This window comes from Mycolicibacter kumamotonensis (genome assembly GCF_002086285.1).
GTDB lineage: Bacteria > Actinomycetota > Actinomycetes > Mycobacteriales > Mycobacteriaceae > Mycobacterium > Mycobacterium kumamotonense.
This window is the reverse complement of the sequence record NZ_MVHU01000019.1, coordinates 23449-46134: the sequence shown is the minus strand read 5'-3', so window position 1 is coordinate 46134 and position 22686 is coordinate 23449. Positions and strand designations below refer to the sequence as shown.

General features: G+C 67.6%; 23 protein-coding genes and 2 tRNA genes. 13 read left to right on the top strand and 12 right to left on the bottom strand.

Annotation, left to right across the window (positions count from 1 at the left end; genetic code table 11):
- Positions 1-104: 104 nt before the first annotated feature.
- Complete coding sequence (locus BST28_RS13680) at positions 105-1325, top strand: N-acetylmuramoyl-L-alanine amidase (RefSeq protein WP_083081427.1); 1221 nt, start codon at positions 105-107, stop codon at positions 1323-1325.
- Here BST28_RS13680 and BST28_RS13675 read toward each other — a convergent pair.
- The 9 genes from BST28_RS13675 to rpmH form a co-directional block, all read right to left on the bottom strand.
- The gene (locus BST28_RS13675; protein ID WP_065289251.1) at positions 1322-2068 is read right to left on the bottom strand and encodes an acetyltransferase; all 747 of its coding nucleotides are present in this window, start codon (positions 2066-2068) and stop codon (positions 1322-1324) included. The genes BST28_RS13680 and BST28_RS13675 overlap by 4 nt on opposite strands.
- Before the next feature lie 227 nt (positions 2069-2295).
- Positions 2296-3312: a ParB/RepB/Spo0J family partition protein gene (locus BST28_RS13670; RefSeq protein ID WP_083081423.1), complete on the bottom strand. Its 1017-nt coding sequence runs from the start codon at positions 3310-3312 to the stop codon at positions 2296-2298.
- A 28-nt stretch (positions 3313-3340) separates the two neighbouring features.
- The gene (locus BST28_RS13665) at positions 3341-4342 is read right to left on the bottom strand and encodes a ParA family protein (RefSeq protein ID WP_413784801.1); all 1002 of its coding nucleotides are present in this window, start codon (positions 4340-4342) and stop codon (positions 3341-3343) included.
- Complete coding sequence (gene rsmG / locus BST28_RS13660; protein WP_083081421.1) at positions 4339-5067, bottom strand: 16S rRNA (guanine(527)-N(7))-methyltransferase RsmG; 729 nt, start codon at positions 5065-5067, stop codon at positions 4339-4341. The genes BST28_RS13665 and rsmG overlap by 4 nt, the downstream gene beginning before the upstream one ends.
- Before the next feature lie 70 nt (positions 5068-5137).
- Entirely contained in the window at positions 5138-5701 is a 564-nt protein-coding gene (locus BST28_RS13655; protein ID WP_205634639.1) for a Jag family protein, read from the bottom strand.
- 72 nt (positions 5702-5773) lie between these two features.
- Positions 5774-6820 (bottom strand): membrane protein insertase YidC, encoded by a 1047-nt coding sequence (gene yidC, locus BST28_RS13650; protein WP_234808286.1) that lies wholly within the window; start codon positions 6818-6820, stop codon positions 5774-5776.
- A 43-nt stretch (positions 6821-6863) separates the two neighbouring features.
- Positions 6864-7181 carry a membrane protein insertion efficiency factor YidD gene (yidD, locus tag BST28_RS13645; RefSeq protein ID WP_083081417.1) on the bottom strand — a complete coding sequence of 106 codons (318 nt, stop codon included), beginning with the start codon at positions 7179-7181 and terminating at the stop codon, positions 6864-6866.
- Positions 7178-7561 (bottom strand): ribonuclease P protein component, encoded by a 384-nt coding sequence (gene rnpA / locus BST28_RS13640; RefSeq protein ID WP_083081415.1) that lies wholly within the window; start codon positions 7559-7561, stop codon positions 7178-7180. Before rnpA ends, yidD begins: the two co-directional genes overlap by 4 nt.
- A gap of 17 nt (positions 7562-7578) precedes the next feature.
- On the bottom strand, positions 7579-7722 hold the full coding sequence (gene rpmH, locus BST28_RS13635) for a 50S ribosomal protein L34 (RefSeq protein WP_019735309.1): 144 nt from the start codon (positions 7720-7722) through the stop codon (positions 7579-7581).
- Between the two features lie 610 nt (positions 7723-8332).
- Here rpmH and dnaA point away from each other — a divergent pair.
- The 9 genes from dnaA (at position 8333) to BST28_RS13590 (ending at position 19232) form a co-directional block, all read left to right on the top strand.
- Positions 8333-9802, top strand: coding sequence for a chromosomal replication initiator protein DnaA (dnaA, locus tag BST28_RS13630; protein ID WP_019735308.1), 1470 nt, complete (start codon positions 8333-8335; stop codon positions 9800-9802).
- Positions 9803-10346: 544 nt separating this feature from the next.
- Entirely contained in the window at positions 10347-11543 is a 1197-nt protein-coding gene (gene dnaN / locus BST28_RS13625) for a DNA polymerase III subunit beta (RefSeq protein WP_083081413.1), read from the top strand.
- Between the two features lie 38 nt (positions 11544-11581).
- Positions 11582-12742: a DNA replication/repair protein RecF gene (gene recF / locus BST28_RS13620; RefSeq protein ID WP_083081411.1), complete on the top strand. Its 1161-nt coding sequence runs from the start codon at positions 11582-11584 to the stop codon at positions 12740-12742.
- Positions 12739-13296, top strand: a complete 558-nt coding sequence (locus BST28_RS13615; RefSeq protein WP_083081410.1) for a DUF721 family protein — start codon at positions 12739-12741, stop codon at positions 13294-13296. The genes recF and BST28_RS13615 overlap by 4 nt, the downstream gene beginning before the upstream one ends.
- Positions 13297-13550: 254 nt before the next feature.
- The gene (gyrB, locus tag BST28_RS13610; RefSeq protein WP_019738691.1) at positions 13551-15566 is read left to right on the top strand and encodes a DNA topoisomerase (ATP-hydrolyzing) subunit B; all 2016 of its coding nucleotides are present in this window, start codon (positions 13551-13553) and stop codon (positions 15564-15566) included.
- 41 nt (positions 15567-15607) lie between these two features.
- On the top strand, positions 15608-18103 hold the full coding sequence (gene gyrA / locus BST28_RS13605) for a DNA gyrase subunit A (protein WP_019738692.1): 2496 nt from the start codon (positions 15608-15610) through the stop codon (positions 18101-18103).
- 55 nt (positions 18104-18158) lie between these two features.
- Complete coding sequence (locus BST28_RS13600) at positions 18159-19001, top strand: DUF3566 domain-containing protein (RefSeq protein WP_083081408.1); 843 nt, start codon at positions 18159-18161, stop codon at positions 18999-19001.
- A gap of 72 nt (positions 19002-19073) precedes the next feature.
- A tRNA-Ile gene (locus BST28_RS13595) sits at positions 19074-19147 on the top strand.
- A 12-nt stretch (positions 19148-19159) separates the two neighbouring features.
- A tRNA-Ala gene (locus BST28_RS13590) sits at positions 19160-19232 on the top strand.
- 7 nt (positions 19233-19239) lie between these two features.
- Here the strand turns inward: BST28_RS13590 and cwsA are convergent.
- Positions 19240-19668 (bottom strand): cell wall synthesis protein CwsA, encoded by a 429-nt coding sequence (cwsA, locus tag BST28_RS13585; protein WP_083081406.1) that lies wholly within the window; start codon positions 19666-19668, stop codon positions 19240-19242.
- A 57-nt stretch (positions 19669-19725) separates the two neighbouring features.
- Here cwsA and BST28_RS13580 point away from each other — a divergent pair, with 57 nt between their 5' ends.
- Positions 19726-20256, top strand: coding sequence for a peptidylprolyl isomerase (locus BST28_RS13580; RefSeq protein ID WP_165758085.1), 531 nt, complete (start codon positions 19726-19728; stop codon positions 20254-20256).
- A gap of 10 nt (positions 20257-20266) precedes the next feature.
- On the opposite strand, the gene BST28_RS13575 is transcribed toward BST28_RS13580, so the two are convergent.
- On the bottom strand, positions 20267-20608 hold the full coding sequence (locus BST28_RS13575) for a PH domain-containing protein (protein WP_234808285.1): 342 nt from the start codon (positions 20606-20608) through the stop codon (positions 20267-20269).
- Positions 20609-20844: 236 nt separating this feature from the next.
- Positions 20845-21126 (bottom strand): cell division protein CrgA, encoded by a 282-nt coding sequence (gene crgA / locus BST28_RS13570; RefSeq protein WP_083081400.1) that lies wholly within the window; start codon positions 21124-21126, stop codon positions 20845-20847.
- Between the two features lie 92 nt (positions 21127-21218).
- On the opposite strand from crgA, the gene BST28_RS13565 reads away from it, so the two are divergent.
- Together BST28_RS13565 and BST28_RS13560 are read left to right on the top strand one after the other, a co-directional pair.
- Positions 21219-21971, top strand: a complete 753-nt coding sequence (locus BST28_RS13565) for a DUF881 domain-containing protein (protein ID WP_083081398.1) — start codon at positions 21219-21221, stop codon at positions 21969-21971.
- 31 nt (positions 21972-22002) lie between these two features.
- Positions 22003-22683 (top strand): aminodeoxychorismate/anthranilate synthase component II, encoded by a 681-nt coding sequence (locus BST28_RS13560; RefSeq protein WP_083081464.1) that lies wholly within the window; start codon positions 22003-22005, stop codon positions 22681-22683.
- Positions 22684-22686: the final 3 nt, after the last annotated feature.

The window sequence follows — 22686 nt, the reverse complement described above, 5'->3', positions numbered from 1 at the left end:
TCGTTTTCAATAATTCGGCCAGCATCTGAGACAATGCTGCCTAACCTGCTGGTGACGGCCAGCGACGTTTTCGCTGCCAGCAGCGACAACCGGAGGGCTCAGTGATGTCGGGTCGGCACCGCGGCGCAGAGGACGCGCTGCGCCGCGGCGACCGCAGCAGTGCCGTCATCGAGATCCGTGAGGCGCTGGCCGCGCTGGGCCTGGTGGACAGCCCCGACGCCGATCTGACCACCGGCAAGCATGTCGCGCTGGATGTGTTCGACGACGATCTCGACCAGGCGGTGCGCGCCTTTCAGCAGCAGCGCGGACTGCTCGTCGACGGCATCATCGGCGAGGCCACCTACCGCGCACTCAAAGAGGCCTCCTATCGGCTGGGTGCACGCATTCTCAATCACCAGTTCGGCGCACCGATGTACGGCGACGACGTGGCTACGTTGCAGGCCCGCCTGCAGGATCTGGGCTTCTACACCGGGATGGTCGACGGCTACTTCGGCATCCAGACCCACAATGCGCTGATGTCCTACCAGCGTGAGTACGGTCTGTACGCCGACGGTATCTGCGGGCCGGAGACGTTGCGCTCCTTGAACTTTCTGGCTTCGCGCGTCACCGGCGGTTCGCCGCACGCGATCCGGGAAGAAGAGTTGGTGCGGCGCTCGGGACCGCGGTTGTCGGGTAAGCGGATCGTCATCGATCCGGGCCGCGGCGGTGGTGACCACGGGCTGATCACCCAGACCGCGACGGGTCCGATCAGCGAAGCAGATATCTTGTGGGACTTGGCAAGTCGGCTCGAAGGCCGGATGACCGCGATCGGGATGGAGACCTTCCTGTCCCGGCCCAACGGCCGCAGCCCCTCCGATGCCGAACGCGCCGCCACCGCGAATGCCGTTGGCGCCGACTTGATGATCAGCCTTCGCTGCGCCACCCACACCAGTCCGGCGGCCAACGGAGTGGCCTCGTTCCACTTCGGCAATTCGCATGGGTCGGTGTCCACGATCGGGCGTAGCCTCGCCGATTTCATCCAACGAGAGATTGTGGCCCGCACCGGATTACAGGATTGTCGGGCCCACGGCCGGACCTGGGACCTGCTGCGGCTGACCAGGATGCCGACCGTCGAGGTCGACGTCGGCTACATCACCAGCCCGCGTGATCGCGGGATGCTGATCTACCCCGCCACCCGCGACGCCATCGCCGAGGGGATGCTGGCCGCGGTCAAGCGGCTGTATCTGCTCGGCAAGAACGACCGGCCCACCGGCACGTTCACGTTTGCCGAACTGCTGGCCCACGAGCTGTCGGTGGAGCGGGCCAGCCGGCTCGGCGGCGGCTAGCGAGGCTCGGCCGCCGTGGACGCCGACGTCGCCGGGGCGCCCGCCCCGACCGGCTGTTCCAGCTGCGCGTTCTCCAACAACCGCTCCAGCGCCGCTTCCACCTCCGCCTTCCAGCCCAGGCCCTTGTCGAGCTCTAGGCGCAGCCGGGGGAAGTACCGGTGCGGTGCCACCACGGTGAACCCGACATCGGTCAAGAAGTCCGCCCCGATGATGCAGTGCTCCACCGAGCAGTCCCCGAGGGCTTCGAGCACGGGTGCGACATCGGGCGGCACATTGTCGGGGTCCAGCAACTCCCCGACCGCCGGGGTCCGACCGAAGGCCTCCAGTGCCCGAACGCCGCGGCGGACCAGTTCCTCGACCGCGCTGGCGATCAATTCCCTGGGCAGGCCGTCGGCCATCGGTGCCGGTTCGACGCCGATCGAGGTCAACAGCACCGCGTCGGCTGACACCGGTGCCGTCGGGAAGCGGTGCGCCCGCGGGACCGCCCGCGGCGGGGCGTAGAGCACATAACCGAGGCAGGGCGAATCCCCGACGCCGGGGTTCGACGGCGTGGCCACCTGGCCGCACGGGCCCCACTCCAGCATCACCATCGACAGCCAGGCTTCCTTCTCGAACTCCGGATCCGAGAGGTGGTCGTCGCGGCCGAGGGTCGCCGGATCCACCTCCCAGAACACGCACCGGCGTGCGTGCTTGGGAAGCTGATCGAAGCACTCGAGCTTCAGCGGTGTGATTCGGACAGACACTGAACTCCCGGTCATCTCAACCCGTGCTGCCGTCGACGACGGCCCTTTAAGGATAGGAGGGTTGAGCCGCCGGATGCCACCATTGGCGCGTCCCGGCGTCCGAATCCCCCCGAAACGCGAAACGCGTTGTCGAACAGTACGTTTCGCGCCTCGCCGCGCCGATGGCGGGCACTACCGTCACAGTGACGTAATTACCGCCGGTGATAGGTCGTGGCCCAACACAGGTGTCAGCCGGTCGTGGAGTCCATCAGCGTGACGATGCGCTGCAGGTCTTCGACGGACCCGAATTCGACGACGATCTTGCCCTTGCGCTTGCCCACGCTGACCGTCACGCGGGTGTCGAAGGCGGTCGAAAGCCGCTCGGCGATGTCCTGGAGACCGGGCATCTGGATCGGTTTGCGCCGGGGCGCCACGGGCGTCGAGGTGTCCCCGCGGTTGGCCAGGGTGACCGCCTCCTCGGTCGCCCGCACCGACAGACCTTCGGCCACGATCCGCGCGGCCAGCTCCTCCTGCGCTTCGGTTCCGCCTTCCAGGGACAGCAGCGCGCGGGCATGGCCGGCCGATAAGACCCCGGCGGCCACCCTGCGCTGGACCGCGATCGGCAACCGCAGCAGGCGGATCATGTTGGTCACCAGCGGGCGGGACCGGCCGAGGCGGGTGGCCAGTTCGTCGTGGGTCACCCCGAACTCGTCGAGCAGTTGCTGGTAGGCCGCCGCCTCTTCCAACGGGTTCAGCTGTACCCGGTGGATGTTCTCCAGCAGCGCGTCGCGCAGCAGATTGTCGTCCTCGGTCTCGCGGACGATCGCCGGGATCGTCTCCAGGCCGGCCTGTTGGGAGGCCCGCCAACGCCGCTCCCCCATCACCAACTGGTAGCGCGGTTTGCCGGGCGCAGCGCCCGGCAGTTCGCGCACCACGATCGGCTGCATCAGCCCGAATTCGCGGATGGAGTGCACCAGTTCGGCCAGCGCCTCGTCGTCGAACACCTGGCGGGGCTGGCGCGGGTTGGGCTCGATCGCGGCCGGGCTGATCTCCCGGTAGACCGCCCCCACATCGGTGGTTGCGGGGTCCACCGCAGCGGCGCTGCCCGAGCGGCCCAGCACCACGTCCGCCGCGGCGTCACCCATCCGCGGTCCCATGCCGGCTCCCCGCTCCGCGGTGGATTCTGCGCCCTCGCCGGGCCCGGTGGGGATAAGCGATGCCAGGCCGCGGCCCAAGCCGCCCTTCCTGCGCGACGGTCCGGTCATCTACGTTCCTTCTCGCTCACGGCGGGCATCAGCGCCGCCCCTCCTGCCCGCTGGCTGCCGCGTCCCGTTCGACGAGTTCGCGGCTGGCGTCCAAGTAACTCATCGCCCCGCGGGAACCCGGGTCGTATTCGATGATCGTCATGCTGTAGCCCGGCGCTTCGGACACCTTCACGCTCCGCGGAATCACCGTCCGGAGCACACGGTCGCCGAAGTACCGGCGGACCTCGTCGGCGACCTGGTCCGCGAGCTTGGTGCGCCCGTCATACATCGTCAGCAGCACCGTGGTCACCTCCAGGCGCGGGTTGAGGTGAGCCTTCACCATCTCGATGTTGCGCATCAACTGAGACACGCCCTCCAACGCGTAGTACTCGCACTGGATCGGGATCATCACCTCCGGCGCCGCGACCAAGGCGTTGACGGTGAGCAAGCCGAGTGAGGGCGGGCAATCGATGAAGACGTAGTCGAAGTCGGATCCGTCGAGTTCGGCCAGCGCATTCCGCAACCGGTTCTCCCGGGCCACCATGCTCACCAACTCGATCTCCGCGCCGGCCAAGTCGATGGTGGCCGGGATGCAGAACAGGCGCTCGTTGTGCGGACTCTGCCGCAGGGCGGCCTGCACCGGCATCTCCCCGATCAGCACCTCGTAGGAGGACGGGGTGCCGGATTGCCGGTCGGCGATGCCCAGGGCGGTGCTGGCGTTGCCCTGCGGGTCCAGATCGATCACCAAGGTCTTGATTCCCTGGACCGCGAGGGCGGCCGCGAGATTGACGGCCGTGGTGGTCTTACCTACGCCGCCCTTCTGGTTGGCCACGGTGAACACCCGGCGGCGCTGGGGGCGCGGCAGGCGGTTGTTGGTGTGCAGCACCTGCATGGCGCGTTCGGCGGCGGCGCCGATCGGGGTGTCGAACTCCGACGATGTTTCACGTGAAACCGAACCGACCGATGTTTCACGTGAAACCGCGCTCTGCGGCCGGTCGGAGTGTTTGGCCGACACGGTTGGCGGGGTGGCGGGCCCGCCCGGTCGGCTCACGTCGGCCTCCCGCTGGCCCGTCGCGCCGGGCCTCCCACGCGACGCGCGCGCGCCGGCTTGGGCTCCCCCCGCAGTGCCGTCACCACGGTCGCGGGCGGGGTTAAATAGTTCACGCCACATCTCACCACCCTTACGTCGTTCGCGCCTAGTCCGATCATCACACGGCGATGCTCATCCACCTCGACCTGTGCCCGCTCGCCCTTCATGGCCAGCATCCTTCCGCCCTTCCGGAGCAGCGGCAGGCTCCATCGGCTGATCTTGTCGAGGCTGGCGACCGCCCGGGACACGGCCGCGTCGCGCTCGCCGGCCTCGTCGTGCACCGCCCGGTCTTCGGCGCGGCCTCGCACCACGGCCACGCGGTCTAGCCCCAGTTCGGCGACCACCTCCCGGAGAAACTCGCTGCGGCGAAGCAGCGGCTCCACGAGCACGATGAGCAGATCCGGTCGAGCGATGGCCAGCGGGATCCCGGGCAGGCCGGCCCCGCTGCCGATGTCGACGACCCGCTCGGCCGGATCGAGCAACTCCCCGATGGCCGCGCAGTTGAGCAGGTGCCGCTCCCAGATCCGGTCGATCTCCCGGGGACCCAGGAGGCCTCGCTCCACGCCGGGCCCGGTCAACAGCTCGGCGTAACGCCGCGCCGTCGGGAGCCGCTCACCGAAGACCTCGGCGGCTTCCTCCGGCGGTGCGGGTGCCGGCGCTCCCCCGACATGTTTCACGTGAAACATTCCTCCGGCTTCCCGGGCGCGGGGCCGCGCTAGCGAATTACTCGGATGTAATTCCGCGCGGTGCGCCCCGTTAGTCCCGCCGAACCACGACGCGGCGTGACGGCTCTACGCCCTGACTCTCGCTGTGCACGCCGGCGACGGCAGCCACCGCATCGTGGACGATCTTACGTTCGAACGGGCTCATCGGGGCCAGTTCCTCGTCGGCGCCGGTCTCCAGCACCCGGCGGGCCACCTCGTCGCCCAGCGCGGTCAGGTCATCGCGGCGCCGGCGCCGCCAGCCCGCGATATCGAGCATCAGCCGGCTGCGCTCACCGGTCTTCTGATGAACGGCCAACCGCGTCAACTCCTGCAGGGCGTCGAGCACCTCGCCCTTGCGGCCCACCAGCTTGGTGAGATCGTTGCCGCCGTCGATGCTCACCACCGCCCGGCGGCCCTCGACGTCCAGATCGATGTCGCCGTCGAAATCCAACAGGTCGAGCAACTCCTCGAGATAGTCGCCGGCGATCTCCCCCTCGGCGACCAGTCGCTCTTCGAGGTCGGCCGGCGGCGCCGCTGCGGACGCGGTGTCGCCCTGGGTCTCCGGCTCCCCCACCACGTCCCCGGTCTCGCGCTCGCTGGTCTCTGCGTCATCCATGTCGGTCATATCGGTCATGTCGTCTCCCTCTGTGCCCGGCAACTCACGTGCCGGTTGGCTGGTCGCGGTGGATCACCGCTTGCGTTTCTTCGGCTTCGCGCCGGCGCCGGGGCGACCGCCCCGGGGCGCGGGCCGGCCGGTGTTCCGCTTGGCCGCATCGGCCTTCACTTGCTGAGTGTCCCCGGGCTCGGCCGGGTCGCCGACCGGTGCTTCAGTCTCGTCGCTGGTGGCGGTGGCGACATCCGCGGTGGCCGTGCGGCCGGTGCGCTTGGGCTTGGCCCCGGGCGCCGGGGCATTGGCCGCCCGGCGGCGCAGCGCCTCCTCCTTCTTCGCCTCGTCCTCCTTGGCGATCAAGCCGAAGACGTAGTGCTGCTGGGCGAACGTCCAGATGTTGTTGGAGAACCAGTAGAGGATGATCGCCAACGGCAGGAAGGGTCCGCCGACGACCACGCCGAGCGGAAACACATACAGCGCCAGCTTGTTCATCATCGCGGTCTGCGGGTTGGCCGCCGCTTCCGGGCTCTGCCGTGCCACCGACGCCCGGCTGTTGAAGTAGGTCGCGATGCCGGCCGCGATCATGATGGGTACGCCGACCGCGATCACCGACACCCGGTTGAACTCGGCGAAGGCGTCCAACCCGGTCCGCTGGATCATCGTCGCACCCAGCGGCGCACCGAAGAGGTTGGCGTCCAAGAAGTTACCCACGTCGGCGGCGCTGAAGAAGTAGTTACCCAGCTGCCGGTTCACGTCCGGCGAGAGCCCCAGCTGACCGATCCCGGTGCTGGTGCGGTTGAACGAACGCAGCACGTGGAACAGGCCCAGGAACACCGGGATCTGCGCCAGCATCGGCAAGCACCCCAGGATCGGGTTGAAGCCGTGCTCGCGCTGCAACTTCTGCATCTCCAGGGCCATGCGCTGACGGTCTTTGCCGTACTTCTTCTGCAGTGCCTTGATCTGCGGCTGCAGCTCCTGCATCTGCCGGGTGGTCCGGATCTGCTTGACGAACGGCTTATAGAGCAGAGCGCGCAGCGTGAAAACCAGGAACGTCACCGACAACGCCCAGGTGAAGAAGCTCGCCGGACCGAGTAAAAGGCCAAATGCCTTGTACCACAACCACATAATGCCCGACACCGGGTAGTACACGTAGTCCAGGCTGCCCGGATCAAAGGACACGGTATTCACCCTCCGCTTGGTTGTCCGAGACGTTCTCGGACGGACAGTTGCATCCGGCGACGCGCTGAGACCGTTCCGGTATGGGGTCCCAGCCTCCTTGATGCCACGGCCCACACTTTGCCAGGCGCACAACTGCCAGCCATGTGCCCCGGATCAATCCATATTCGCTTAAGGCATCCACCGCGTACTGGCTGCAGGTCGGTATGAAGCGACAACTGGGCAGTCGCAGCGGCGAAATCATGTGCCGGTAGAGCTGGATGACGAAGATCACGCCGCGAACCGGCGCCGCCGCGACACCGTGAGTCACCGCACCGCACCCCCGGCTCGGTGGACCGACCGCAAACCGGCGCGCAACTGGGTCCGCAGCGACTCGGACTTCGCGGCGCTACTGCCGGGCCGTGCACGGATCACCAATTGTTCCCCCGCCCGCAGATCGCCGAGCATGTCGCGGGCCACGTGCCGCAGCCGGCGGGCCACCCGGTGCCGTTCGACCGCGGAACCCACCGACTTGGCGATGATCAGGCCGACCCGCGGCGGCGTCGCCGCAGACGGGTCAGGGGTGTCGGTTCGCCGGTCGTCGAGGACTCGGCTGTACACGATGACGTCGGGCTGCACCGCCCTGCGGCCCTGCTTGACCGTCGCACCGAAATCCGCCGAGCGTCTCATCCGGAACTGAGCCGGGAGCACCGCGGTGCTGCCTGTGCTCAAGCAGTCAGCGAGCGACGGCCCTTGCGACGCCGGCCCGAGACGATGGCGCGGCCAGCGCGCGTCCGCATCCGCAGGCGAAACCCGTGCACCCGGGCCCGACGTCGGTTGTTGGGCTGGAAGGTCCGCTTGCCCTTGGCCACGGCACACTCTCCTTGTTGCGTCTTGCGCCGCGTCTGTCCGACACACCGGAAGCCCGTTGTGCCTGCCGCACGCGACGCACTCGGTAAGCTCGGTGAACTTCTGCGTCTTGCTGGTAACCGGCGCGGTCTCCGGCCAGGAGCCGGTCGCTGCCGTATCGCCGACGTTCGGGCGACTGTTCGAGGGTACTGATGCAGGTTCGCCGGGTCAAACCCTGGCACCGCCGCCGTCGCAGGCCCCCCGCCGGACCGCTTCGGAGCGCCTCGAGTGCGGCCCATTATTAACACTGGTCACACCCGCCACGGTCGTTCTCGACACGCCGTTTTTGCTCGATTCATCTCGATGAAAGGAGTGGTCGCCCGCCCCGAAACCTGTTAGCTTGCTTGCCAGCGCCGTTTCCGACTGGAGCGGATCTCGGCCGTAATCGAACAGGACGAAGCGGCCTGCGCTTCAGGTATCGCCTGACTGTCGGGAGTGGCCGTTGCCGAGCAACTGGCCCGGAGGGCCTCACCGGGGTATGCGCACCTCATCCACACCTGTGGATAACTGTGTGGATAGCATGTCACCGCACGAGATCCGTGCAGTACGACTTCGAGCCAGGGGGATGAGTCATTGACCGATGACCCCGGGTCGGCGTTCCTCACCCTGTGGGACGAAGTTGTCGCGGAACTCAACGGCGAAGCCCCCGCGCCCGATGTCTCAGCACCGGTTCTGACACCCCAGCAGAAGGCTTGGCTCAACCTGGTGCACCCGTTGGCGATCGTCGAGGGCTTCGCGCTGCTGGCCGTTCCGAGCAGCTTCGTGCAGAACGAGATCGAACGGCACCTGCGCACGCAGATCACCGCTGCGCTGAGCCGTCGGCTCGGGCACGACATCGAGCTCGGCGTGCGCATCGCCCCGGCGCCCACCGACGACGGCTCCGCCTCCTCGGATAATCCGGTCCCGGTCCGCGCCACCGAGGACGAAGACGACGATGACACCACCGACGTCGAATACGACTGGCCCAACTACTTCACCGAGCGGCCCAGTGATGACTCCGCGACTGCCGACGGTGCAAGCCTGAACCGGCGCTACACCTTCGACACCTTCGTCATCGGTACCTCGAACCGGTTCGCCCACGCCGCTGCGCTGGCCATCGCCGAAGCGCCGGCCCGGGCCTACAACCCCCTGTTCATCTGGGGTGAGTCCGGTCTGGGCAAAACCCACCTGCTGCACGCGGCCGGCAACTACACCCAGCGACTCTTTCCCGGAATGCGCGTCAAGTACGTCTCCACCGAAGAGTTCACCAACGACTTCATCAACTCCCTGCGCGACGACCGCAAGGTCGCGTTCAAACGCAGCTACCGCGACATCGATGTGCTGCTCGTCGACGACATCCAGTTCATCGAGGGCAAAGAAGGTATCCAGGAGGAGTTCTTCCATACCTTCAACACCCTGCACAACGCCAACAAGCAGATCGTGATCACATCCGATCGAGCGCCCAAACAGCTTGCCACGCTGGAAGATCGCCTGCGGACCCGATTCGAGTGGGGACTGATCACCGACGTCCAGCCACCCGATCTGGAAACCCGGATCGCGATTCTGCGCAAGAAGGCGCAGATGGAACGTCTCGACGTGCCCGGCGACGTGCTCGAGCTGATCGCCACCAGCATCGAACGCAACATCCGCGAACTCGAGGGTGCGCTGATCCGGGTCACGGCATTCGCCTCGCTCAACAAGACCCCCATCGATCGCGCACTTGCCGAGATCGTCCTGCGCGATCTGATCGCCGACGCCAGCACCATGCAGATCAGCGCCGCGATCATCATGGCGGTGATCGCCGAGTACTTCGACACCAGCGTCGAAGAACTACGCGGTCCGGGCAAGACCCGCCCGCTGGCCCAGTCCCGCCAGATCGCCATGTACCTGTGCCGCGAGCTGACCGACCTGTCGCTGCCCAAGATCGGCCAGGCCTTCGGCCGCGACCACACCACGGTGATGTACGCCGAACGCAAGATCCGCGGCGAGATGGCCGAGCGCCGCGAGGTCTTCGATCAGGTCAAAGAGCTCACCACCCGGATCCGGCAACGCGCCAAGCGCTGATATCGGGGCCACCGCCCCAGATGATCCCCGCTTTCTTGCAAAAAACTTCCGACTCACTCGTAACACCTGTTACGTCCGCAGCCTGTGGATACCGCTGCGGACAACCTGTCCATGAACCGATGAGCAACCGGCCGGGGATACACAGCGGCGGCTTCATGCACAGCGACCCCAACCGGACCCGGCGTGTTATTCACCGGCGGTCCCCAGCCCCATCGCCCCGCTCAACAGCATCGATGCACCGCTGTGCCCAACTTGCACAGGCCTTACTACTAATACTGGGATCTCTTCGTCGATTCTCTCTAAAAACAGGCCATTGGGGATTCGCGCCGCAGGGGGCTGTTCACAACCGTCGAGCCCCGGCTTAGCGCAGGGCCCCTTCGGGGCGACGGTTGTCGTCGATTAACTTTCACGACGAGCTTCTAGGCTCTACGGTTGGTGACCTACCGCCCTTGCGATTTGTCGGGGGCGTTGCACGGCCGCAGGTGGGGGATGTTCACCGGTCGCCGCGGGGTAGGGCTTGATATCGGGGTGACGAGAGGACGCTATGGACGCGGCGACCACGAACGCAGGTCTGACCGACTTGAGATTCCGCCTGGACCGGGACGACTTCGCCGACGCGGTGGCGTGGGTGGCGAAATCCCTGCCGGCCCGGCCCACCGTGCCGTTGCTGGCCGGGGTGCTGCTGACGGGTTCCGACAACGGGTTGACGGTTTCGGGGTTCGACTACGAGGTTTCCGCCGAGGTCCAGCTTGCGGCTGAGATCGCTTCTCCGGGCAGTGTTTTGGTGTCCGGACGGCTCTTGTCGGATATCACCCGGGCACTCCCGGCCAAGCCGGTCGAGGTCCAGGTGGAGGCCACTCGAGCGTCATTGACCTGTGGTAACGCCCGGTTCTCGCTGCCGACCATGACGGTCGAGGATTACCCGACGCTGCCGACTCTGCCCGACGAGACCGGGGTGTTGCCGGCGGATCTGTTCGCCGAGGCGATCGGTCAGGTGGCGGTCGCCGCGGGCCGGGACGACACGCTGCCGATGTTGACCGGAATTCGCGTCGAAATCTCCGGCAACACGGTGGTTTTGGCTGCCACCGACCGTTTCCGTCTGGCGGTACGGGAATTGACCTGGTCGTCGGCACCGGGCACCGAAGCTGCCGTGCTGGTGCCGGCCAAGACGCTGGCCGAAGCCGCCAAAGCCAGCAGCGACGGCACCGAGGTGCATCTGGCGCTGGGTGCGGGACAGGCGGTCGGCAGTGAAGGCCTGCTGGGGATCACCAGCGGCGGCAAGCGCAGCACCACCCGACTGTTGGACGCCGAATTCCCGAAATTCCGCCAACTGCTGCCCAGCGAACACCTTGCGGTCGCCACCATCGGGGTGGCGGAGTTGACCGAGGCGATCAAGCGTGTCGCGCTGGTGGCCGATCGTGGTGCGCAGGTCCGCATGGAGTTGTCCGAGGGCACCCTGCGGCTGTCCGCCGGCGCGGAGGATGTCGGCCGGGCCGAGGAGGACCTGCCGGTGGACTTCGTCGGCGAGCCGCTGACCATCGCCTTCAACCCCACGTATCTGACCGACGGCCTGGGCTCGCTGCACAGCGAGAAGGTCTCGATGGGATTCACCGATCCTAAAAAGCCGGCGGTGCTGCGACCGGCCGGTGACGACGACCCGGTGCTGAGCGGCGCCGGCCCGTTCCCGGCCGTACCGTCGGATTACGTCTACCTGTTGATGCCGGTTCGCCTGCCGGGCTGACCGGCCCGGCCCGCCACGACGGGAGGGGTGGTTTCGCGGTGTATGTCCGCCACCTGGGCCTGCGCGATTTCCGGTCCTGGGCGCACGTCGACCTCGAACTGGAACCGGGCGCGACGGTCCTGGTCGGGCCGAACGGTTATGGGAAGACCAATCTTGTTGAGGCTCTGTGGTATTCATCAACACTGGGTTCGCACCGGGTGGCTACCGACGCACCGCTGATCAGATCGGGTGCCGAGCGCGCGGTGATATCCACCATCGTGGTCAACGAGGGCCGGGAACTCGCGGTGGATCTGGAGATCGCGGCGGGGCGTGCCAACAAGGTCCGGCTGAACCGAGCTCCGGTGCGCCACGCCCGCGAGGTCGTCGGGGTGTTGCGCGCGGTGTTGTTCGCACCCGAGGACCTGGCGCTGGTCCGCGGGGACCCCGGGGAGCGACGCCGCTACATCGACGAGTTGGCCAGTGTGCGCCGGCCGCGGGTCGCCGCCGTGCGTGCCGACTACGACAAGGTGTTACGGCAGCGTACGGCGCTGCTGAAAAGCGCGGCGGGGGCGTTGCACCGCGGTGACCGTTCGGTGTTGGACACCCTTGACGTCTGGGACGCCCAACTGGCAACGCACGGTGCAGACCTCATGGCCGCCCGGATCGACCTGGTCAACCAGTTGGCCCCCGAGGTGGAAAAGGCGTATCAACTGCTTGCGCCCGGACCGCGGAATGCGGCGGTGGCCTACCGGCCCAAAGTGGAGGTTTCTCCCGAGGACGTCGAGCAGGGTCCTCCCCGACTACAGCAGGTGCTGCTGGCGGAATTGGCGAACCGGCGGCGCGCCGAATTGGAACGCGGCGTCTGCCTGGTCGGGCCACACCGCGACGAATTGGAACTGCGGCTCGGTGACCGGCCGGTGAAAGGCTTTGCCAGCCACGGGGAATCGTGGTCGATGGCGCTGGCACTGCGGTTGGCCGCCTATCAACTGCTCCGCAGCGAGGGCGCCGAACCGGTGCTGCTGCTCGACGACGTGTTCGCCGAATTGGACACCGCGCGTCGGCGGGCGCTCGCCGAGGTCGCCGCGTCCGCGGAACAGGTGTTGATCACCGCCGCGGTCACCGAGGATGTGCCGGCGGATTGGCAGGCCCGCCAGATCCGCATCGCGGTCGCCGAGGGCGACGACGGCAGGGTGTCCGAACTGATCGGGAGCGGATCATGAGCGATGCCGAATTCGAACCGCCGGCGCACCTGGCCGGACTGGCCGGCATGGATCTGGTCCGTCGGACCCTGGCCGAGGCCCGCGAAGCCGCGCGCAGCCAGGGCAAGGACGTCGGGCAGGGGCGTCGTGCGCCGGTGCGCCGCCGGGGGCCGGGCAGCGGCGCCGGCCGGCGCAGTTGGTCCGGGCCGGGCCCGGATCGCCGCGACCCCCAGACGCTGGGCGCCGCCACCCGCGACCTCGCGCAGGCCCGCGGCTGGTCGGCGCAGGTCGCCGAGGGCACGGTCCTGGGGCGATGGCGCGCGGTGGTCGGTGAGGACATCGCCTCTCATGCGACGCCGACCCGACTCGTCGACGGGGTGCTGAGCGTGTCGGCGGAATCGACGGCCTGGGCCACCCAACTACGATTGGTCCAGGCCCAGCTGCTGGCGAAAATCGCCGCCGCGGTCGGCGACGGGGTGGTGAGCACGCTGAAGATCACCGGCCCGACGGCGCCATCGTGGCGCAAGGGCCCGCTGCACGTCTCCGGGCGCGGACCGCGGGACACCTACGGCTAGACCTGGCTCGGTCGGCCCGGCCGCCGGACGATCCGCGTCTCAGCGGGGCTACGAGCTCGAAAATTGCTCCGGCCAGCGGCCGGACACATGGTTGACCGCGATATCCGCGTCACGGCGCAATCAGATGGGCGGAAACGCCCCAAGAAAATGCCCGCCGTCGGTTGGTCACGGTAGACTGTTCCGGTATCCCCCGCGCATCCGATGATGTGGTGCGCCGAATGCTTGCTTGCGACTCTGAGGAGAGCTTTCCGACCGTGGCTGCCCAAAACCAATATGGTGCCGATTCGATCAAGGTTCTCGAAGGCCTCGAAGCCGTCCGTAAAAGACCCGGTATGTACATCGGCTCCACCGGTGAACGCGGGCTGCACCACCTGATCTGGGAGGTCGTCGACAACGCCGTCGATGAGGCGATGGCCGGCTTCGCCAGCAAGGTGGCGGTGCGCATCCTCGAAGACGGCGGCGTCGAGGTCACCGACGACGGGCGCGGCATCCCGGTGGCCATGCACGCCACCGGCATTCCGACCGTCGATGTCGTCATGACCGTGCTGCATGCCGGTGGAAAGTTCGAAGAGGGCGCCTACAGCGTCTCCGGCGGTCTGCACGGCGTCGGCGTCTCGGTGGTCAATGCGCTGTCCACCCGGCTGGAGGCCGACATCTGCGTCGACGGCTACGAGTGGTTCCAGACCTACGACAAGTCGGTGCCCGGAACCCTGCGCAAGGGTGAGAAGACCAAGAAGACCGGCACCACCATCCGGTTCTGGGCCGACCCGGACGTGTTCGAGACCACCAACTATGACTTCGAAACCGTCGCGCGGCGCCTGCAGGAGATGGCCTTCCTCAACAAGGGACTGACCATCGAGCTCACCGACGAGCGGGTGCGCACCGAAGAAGTCGTCGACGAGGTGGTCAGCGACACCGCCGAAGCACCCAAGACCGCCGAGGCCCAGGCGGCCGAAGCCCAAGCGCCGCACAAGGTCAAGCACCGGGTCTTCCACTATCCGGGCGGCCTGCGTGATTTCGTGCAGCACATCAATCGCACCAAGACCGCGATCCACCCGACGATCATCGACTTCGACGGCAAGGGCACCGGCCACGAGGTCGAGATCGCGATGCAGTGGAACGGCGGCTATTCGGAGTCGGTGCACACCTTCGCCAACACCATCAACACCGCCGAGGGCGGCACCCACGAAGAGGGCTTCCGTTCGGCGCTGACGAGCGTGGTCAACAAATACGCCAAGGACAAGAAGCTGCTCAAGGACAAGGACCCGAATCTCACTGGCGACGACATCCGCGAGGGGCTGGCGGCCGTCATCTCGGTGAAGGTGTCCCAGCCGCAGTTCGAGGGCCAGACCAAGACGAAACTGGGCAACACCGAGGTGAAGTCGTTCGTTCAGAAGGTCTGCAACGAGCAGCTCAGCCACTGGTTCGAAGCCAACCCCGCCGAAGCCAAGACGATCATCAACAAGGCGGTGTCCTCGGCACAAGCCCGGATGGCGGCACGCAAGGCCCGAGAGCTGGTGCGCCGCAAGAGCGCCACCGACCTGGGCGGGCTGCCCGGCAAGCTAGCCGACTGCCGTTCGAACGACCCCAGCAAGTGCGAACTGTATGTGGTGGAAGGGGATTCAGCCGGCGGCTCGGCGAAGAGCGGCCGCGACTCGATGTTCCAGGCCATCCTGCCGTTGCGCGGAAAGATCATCAACGTCGAGAAGGCCCGGATCGACCGGGTACTGAAGAACAACGAGGTCCAGGCGATCATCACCGCGCTGGGCACCGGGATTCACGACGAGTTCGACATCGCCAAGCTGCGCTACCACAAGATCGTGCTGATGGCCGACGCCGACGTCGACGGCCAGCACATCTCGACGCTGCTTTTGACCCTACTGTTCCGGTTCATGCGGCCGCTGATCGAGCACGGCCACGTCTTCCTGGCGCAGCCGCCGTTGTACAAACTCAAGTGGCAGCGCGGTTCCGAACCCGAATTCGCCTACTCCGACCGGGAACGCGATGGCCTGCTCGAGGCGGGCAAGGCCGCCGGCAAGAAGATCAACATGGACGACGGGATCCAGCGGTACAAGGGTCTCGGCGAGATGGACGCCAAAGAGTTGTGGGAGACCACGATGGACCCGTCGGTGCGGGTGCTGCGCCAGGTGACGCTCGACGACGCCGCCGCGGCCGACGAACTGTTCTCCATCCTGATGGGCGAGGACGTCGAGGCGCGGCGCAGTTTCATCACACGTAACGCCAAAGACGTTCGCTTCCTGGATGTTTAGCGATCTCCGACCTTCCCGACAGCTGACCTAACGAGGAACAGATGACAGACACAACGCTGCCACCCGGAGACGACTCGGTGGAGCGGATCGAGCCGGTCGACATCCAGCAGGAGATGCAGCGCAGCTACATCGACTACGCGATGAGCGTGATCGTGGGCCGCGCCCTGCCCGAGGTGCGTGACGGTCTCAAGCCGGTGCACCGCCGCGTGCTCTATGCGATGTACGACTCCGGATTCCGCCCGGACCGCAGCCACGCGAAATCGGCCCGTTCGGTCGCCGAGACGATGGGTAACTACCACCCGCACGGCGACGCCTCGATCTACGACACGCTGGTGCGGATGGCCCAGCCCTGGTCACTGCGCTACCCGCTGGTCGACGGACAGGGCAACTTCGGTTCGCCGGGCAACGACCCGCCAGCGGCCATGCGGTACACCGAGGCGCGGCTGACTCCGTTGGCGATGGAGATGCTGCGCGAAATCGACGAGGAGACAGTCGATTTCGTTCCCAACTACGACGGCCGCGTGCAAGAGCCGACGGTCCTGCCCAGCCGGTTCCCCAACCTGCTGGCCAACGGCTCGGGCGGCATCGCGGTCGGTATGGCGACCAATATCCCGCCGCACAACCTGCGCGAGCTCGCCGAAGCGGTGTTCTGGTGCCTGGATAACTACGACGCCGACGAAGAGGCCACCCTGGAAGCGGTGATGGAGCGGGTAAAGGGCCCGGACTTCCCCACCTCCGGTCTTATCGTCGGCTCGCAGGGCATCAACGACGCCTACCGGACCGGCCGGGGGTCCATCCGGATGCGCGGCGTCGTCGAGATCGAAGAGGACTCGCGCGGCCGCTCCATGCTGGTCATCACCGAGCTGCCCTACCAGGTGAACCACGACAACTTCATCACGTCGATCGCCGAGCAGGTGCGCGACGGAAAGTTGGTGGGAATCGCCAACATCGAGGATCAGAGCAGCGACCGGGTGGGCCTGCGCATCGTCGTCGAAATCAAGCGCGACGCGGTGGCCAAGGTGGTGCTGAACAACCTGTACAAGCACACCCAACTGCAGACCAGCTTCGGCGCCAACATGCTCTCGATCGTCGACGGGGTGCCGCGCACGCTGCGGCTCGACCAGATGATCCGCCACTACGTCGCCCACCAGCTCGACGTGATCGTGCGGCGCACCACCTATCGGCTGCGCAAGGCCAACGAGCGGGCCCACATCCTGCGGGGTCTGGTCAAGGCACTCGACGCCCTCGACGAGGTCATCGCCCTGATCCGGCGGTCGGAAACCGTCGACGTCGCGCGCCAGGGCCTGATCGAGCTGCTGGACATCGATGAGATCCAGGCGCAGGCGATTCTGGACATGCAGCTGCGCCGGCTGGCCGCCCTGGAACGCCAGAAGATCATCGACGACCTGGCCAAGATCGAAGCCGAGATCGCCGACCTGGAAGACATTCTGGCCAAGCCGGAGCGTCAGCGCGCGATCGTGCACGACGAGCTCGCCGAGATCGCCGACAAGTACGGCGACGACCGCCGGACCCGGATCATCGCCGCAGACGGTGAGGTCAGCGACGAGGACCTGATCGCCCGCGAGGACGTCGTGGTCACGATCACCGAGACCGGCTACGCCAAGCGCACCAAGACCGACCTGTACCGCAGCCAGAAGCGCGGCGGCAAGGGGGTGCAGGGCGCCGGGCTCAAGCAGGACGACATCGTGGCGCACTTCTTCGTCTGCTCGACGCACGACTGGATCCTGTTCTTCACCACGCAGGGCCGGGTGTACCGGGCCAAGGCCTACGACCTGCCGGAGGCGTTGCGCACCGCACGCGGCCAGCACGTCGCCAACCTGCTGGCCTTCCAGCCCGAGGAGCGCATCGCCCAAGTCATTCAGATCAAGGGCTACGAGGACGCGCCGTATCTGGTGCTGGCCACCCGCAACGGGCTGGTCAAGAAGTCCAAGCTGACCGACTTCGACTCGAACCGGTCCGGTGGCATCGTGGCGATCAACCTGCGTGAGGGCGACGAACTCGTCGGGGCGGTGCTGTGCTCGGCCGAGGACGACCTGCTGCTGGTGTCGGCCAACGGACAGTCGATCCGGTTCGCGGCCAACGACGAGGCGCTGCGCCCGATGGGCCGGGCGACCTCCGGCGTGCAGGGCATGCGCTTCAACGCCGACGACCGGCTGCTGTCGCTCAACGTGGTCCGGGAGAACACCTATCTGTTGGTGGCCACCGCCGGCGGCTACGCCAAGCGGACCGCGATCGAGGAGTACACCGCGCAGGGTCGCGGCGGCAAGGGCATCCTGACCATTCAGTACGATTCCCGGCGAGGCCGGCTGGTCGGGGCGCTGATCGTCGATGACGACAGTGAGCTCTACGCGATCACCTCCGGCGGCGGGGTGATCCGCACCGCGGCACGGCAGGTCCGCAAGGCCGGCCGGCAGACCAAGGGCGTTCGGTTGATGAACTTGGGTGAGGGCGACACACTGATAGCGATCGCGCGGAACGCCGACGAAGAGCCGGCCGACGAGGAGTCGGGTAGCTGAACCGACGAGAAACCCAGCCGCCGGGCGGCTCGGATACACAGCGAAGGAGCCGTGGGTGAGCGCACCGAATGAGCCGGGGCACCCGGGCAAGGCCGAGTCCCCGGGCAGTGGTTCGGCCGAGGCTGCTGGTCAGCGGCCCGCGGGCCGGCCCGGCCGGATCACCGACACCGGGGAGGCGCCGCCGTGGCAGCGCGGGGCGAAGACCCGCCAGCCCGGCCCGGCCCGCACCGCCGAACCGCCCCGGCCGGCCGAGCCCAACCCGCCGGCGCACTCCCCCGGCGTCGATGAGCGGCTGCGGCGTTTCGTCTCCGGAACGGCTGCACCCGGTGCCCCGCAGGCCGCGCCGGCCAAGCCCGCCCAACCGGCGGCCCAGCAACCGGCCCAACAACCGGCCCAACAACCGGCCAAGCCGGCCAAGCCGGCCAAACCGGCCCCGCCGGTGCCGTCGGAGGACGCCTACGGCAGTGAGCTTCCGGATCTGTCCGAGCCGGCCCAGCGCCGCCCGGCGTCCAGGCGGACGCAGGTGTCGTCGGGACCGCGAGGTCCGGTGCGGGCCAGCATGCAGATCCGGCGGATCGACCCGTGGAGCGCGTTGAAGGTATCGCTGCTGTTGTCGACGGCGCTGTTTTTCGTCTGGATGATCGCCGTCGCGGTGTTATATGTCCTGCTGGGCGCGATGGGCGTTTGGAGCAAGCTGAACAGCAACGTCGGTGACCTGTTGACCAACAACAGTGCCGCGGAACTGGTTTCGGGCAGTTCGATCTTCGGCGGCGCCGCCCTGATCGGGCTGGTCAACGTCGTCGTGCTGACGGCGATGGCGACCCTCGGTGTGGTGATCTACAACCTGAGCACCGACGTCGTCGGCGGCGTCGAGGTGACCCTGGCCGACCGGGACTGACCGGCATTTTGGGCCATTTTGGTCGGGGGGCCCCGGGTGCGGTAATCTCGGCGCTCGGTCGTAGTCGACTACGGGCCTATAGCTCAGGCGGTTAGAGCGCTTCGCTGATAACGAAGAGGTCGGAGGTTCGAGTCCTCCTAGGCCCACGAGTCCCATCAGGGGCCTTAGCTCAGTTGGTAGAGCGCTGCCTTTGCAAGGCAGATGTCAGGAGTTCGAATCTCCTAGGCTCCACAATCTTCTAAATCTTGGGCTGCGTGTCCACGCTCGGTGGCCGCGGCGAGGGCTCCTCCGGCCGACCCGAACGGCGGATCAACACCGCCACCACGGCCCCCACCGCCAACGCCGCGCCGGCGGCTCCCGCGATCACCCAGGAGCGGCGAATCCGGCGGCGTCGCGGCTCGCCGTAGGCGAGCACGTCCGGCAGCGTGGACACCGCCTCCCCGGCGGCGGCCAACTCCCGTGCGGCGGCCTCGGCGGCGTCGGCCACGTGGTCGGCCAGCCGGCTCTCCCGGTAGCGCCTTCGCAATTCCACCGCGCTGCGCTGCACCGCGGCCCCGCCCAGCCCGACGGCGCCCCGCGCGATGTCGACCGGCCCGCCCGCGGTGTGTGCCAGCCCCCGCGTCAGGCGTTCTCGGTGAGTCAGCTGATTCTGGGTCGACTGGTGCATGGTGCAACGCTACCCGTGACGCAGCCCACCACGCCGCGAATGGCACACTGTGAACCCATGACCTCCAGCCCCATCGCCACCGCAACCGCCACGCTGCACACCAACCGCGGCGACATCAAGATCGCGCTCTTCGGCAACCACGCCCCCAAGACCGTCGCCAACTTCGTCGGGCTGGCACAGGGCACCAAGGAGTACTCGACCGCCAACGCCTCCGGCGGCTCGTCGGGCCCGTTCTACGACGGCGCGGTGTTCCACCGGGTTATCGGCGGCTTCATGATCCAGGGCGGCGACCCGACCGGCACCGGTCGCGGCGGCCCCGGGTACAAGTTCGAGGACGAGTTCCACCCCGAGCTGGTGTTCGACAAGCCCTACCTGCTGGCGATGGCCAACGCCGGCCCCGGCACCAACGGCTCGCAGTTCTTCATCACCGTCGGTCAGACCCCGCACCTGAACCGCAAGCACACCATCTTCGGTGAGGTCGTCGACCCGGACTCCCAGCGCGTCGTGGACGCCATCGCCACCACCGCGACCGACCGTTCCGACCGGCCCGCCGAGCCCGTCGTCATCGAGTCGGTGACGGTCTCCTAGCGCCTGCAGGTCAACCCTGGGCGCGGCCGGTGTAGCCGGCCGCGGTCAGGGCATCGAACACATCGCGGGGATCGGTTCCCAGTTCCCACCGCGACAGGATCAACAGGTCGTCGTCGGTCTCGATCTCCAGCAGCCGGTTCGTGCGCCCGATCCGCTGGAACTCGGTGACGCGCACCCGCGTCAGGCTGTCGGGAGCCAATATCCGGGTGCGCCACCACCCGCGCACGGCCAGGCCCTGGGCGGTGAGCGCCAGCTTGGGCCGGGACCGCCAGGAGAATCCGGCAAACACCATCAGGCCGACTCCGGCAAGACCGGCCAGAACACGTCCGGGCAGGTCTGTGGCGAGCGTCACAGCGCTGGTAGCTAACACCGCACCGGCAAGCGCGCAACCAGCGATTCCGCCGGCGGGAGGCGACCACTGTGTTTGCTGGGGCCGATTCTCAGCCAATGCGACCTGCGGTTTTGAAGTTATCTACAGGAGTTGTCCACACTGGGGATGAATCACATCGATGTGATTGGGCAAGCTTTCGCCTTCCCGGCTGGCATCGCCGACGGCGCGACATCACCAAAATCCGAGGCCAGAGCGGCTCAGCGCCAGCGCATCGTGAGCAACAGCCCGGTGATCATGAAAGCAAACGCGATCGCGTAGTTCCACGGGCCCAGCTCACTCATCCAGTTCAGCGCCGCCGGGGTGTCCAGCCCGGTGGCCGCCAACTGATACACCATCAGCCACACCAGCCCGAACAGCATCAGTCCCAGGAACAGCGCGACGAACCACACGCTCGACGGCCCGCCCTTCACCTTGACCGGGGTACGGCTCACGGCCGAGGGGGTGAAGCTGGTCTTCTTGCGAACCTTCGACTTGGGCATCGGTACCTCGGGACAGTGCGGCGGTGAAGCTGCGAGTATGGGTCGGTACGAGATTAACCCAGCCGGGCGATCCGCCGAGAATTGGAGAGCAGATGCAGGTCGAGTTCCCCGGCCGCCGCTCCCCGTGGCGGGTGGGCGTTCCCCTGGTGTGCCTGCTCGCCGGGCTGCTGCTGGCCGCTACCCACGGTGTCTCCGGCGGTAAGGAGATCCGGCGCGGCGACGCACCCCGCCTGGTCGACCTGGTCCGAGCCACCCAATCCACCGTGGAGGAGCTCACCGGCAAACGTGACGCGCTGGCAACCGCGGTGGGTTCGGTGCACGGCCGCGGGGCCGGCGCGGCGTTATCGGCGATGCGCAACCGCACCGACCAGATGGCCCAGGCCGCCGGTCTGGAGGCGGTGCACGGGCCGGGCCTGGTGGTGACCCTCACCGATGCGCAGCGCGACGCCAACGGCCGGTTCCCCCGCGACGCCGCCCCCGACGATCTGGTGGTGCACCAGCAAGACATCTCCGCGGTGCTCAACGCGTTGTGGAGTGCCGGGGCCGAGGCCGTCCAGATGCAGGACCAGCGGATCACCGCCGAGTCAGCACCGCGCTGTGTCGGCAACACCCTGCTGCTGGGCGACCGGACCTACAGCCCGCCCTACGTCATCACCGCGATCGGTGACCCGGCTGCGATGCAGTCCGCGCTGGCCGACGCTCCCCTGGTCACCCTGTACAAGCAGTACGTGATCCGGTTCGGTCTGGGCTACAGCGAACAGGTCGGCACCGACCTGCAGGTGGCCGAGACGCCCGGGCCCGCCCGGATGCGCTACGCCGTCCCGGCCGGTCCGGTCGACTACTGAGACCCGCGGGCCGCGGCGGTAGCCTGTGAGCGTGCGGATCCTCGTCGTCGACAATTACGACAGCTTTGTGTTCAACCTGGTGCAGTACCTGGGCCAGCTGGGCGTGCAGGCTGCCGTCTGGCGCAACGACGACGCCCGCCTGGCCGACCCGGCCGCCCTGGACACCGTGGTGGCCGACTTCGACGGGGTGCTGCTCAGCCCGGGTCCGGGCACCCCGGAACGTGCCGGGGCGTCGATCGCCCTGGTCCGGGCCTGCGCCGAGGCGCGGATCCCGGTGCTGGGGGTGTGCCTGGGCCACCAGGCGATCGGCGTCGCGTTCGGCGGCACGGTCGACCGGGCGCCGGAACTGCTGCACGGCAAGACCAGCACCGTCTTCCACACCGACACCGGGGTGCTGAAGGGACTGCCGGATCCGTTCACCGCCACCCGCTACCACTCGTTGACGATCCTGCCCGAGACGCTGCCGGCCGTCCTGGAGGTCACGGCGCGCACCCGCGGCGGGGTCATCATGGGGGTGCGCCACACCGAGCTGCCCATCCACGGGGTGCAGTTCCACCCGGAGTCCATCCTCACCGAGGGCGGTCACCGGATGCTGGCCAACTGGCTGGGGTTCTGCGGCTACGCGTGTGACGACGCCTTGGTGCGGCGGCTCGAGGACGAGATCGCCGCCACCGTGCAGACCGCGGTGACACCGGTTCCCGCGGTCAGTTGACGG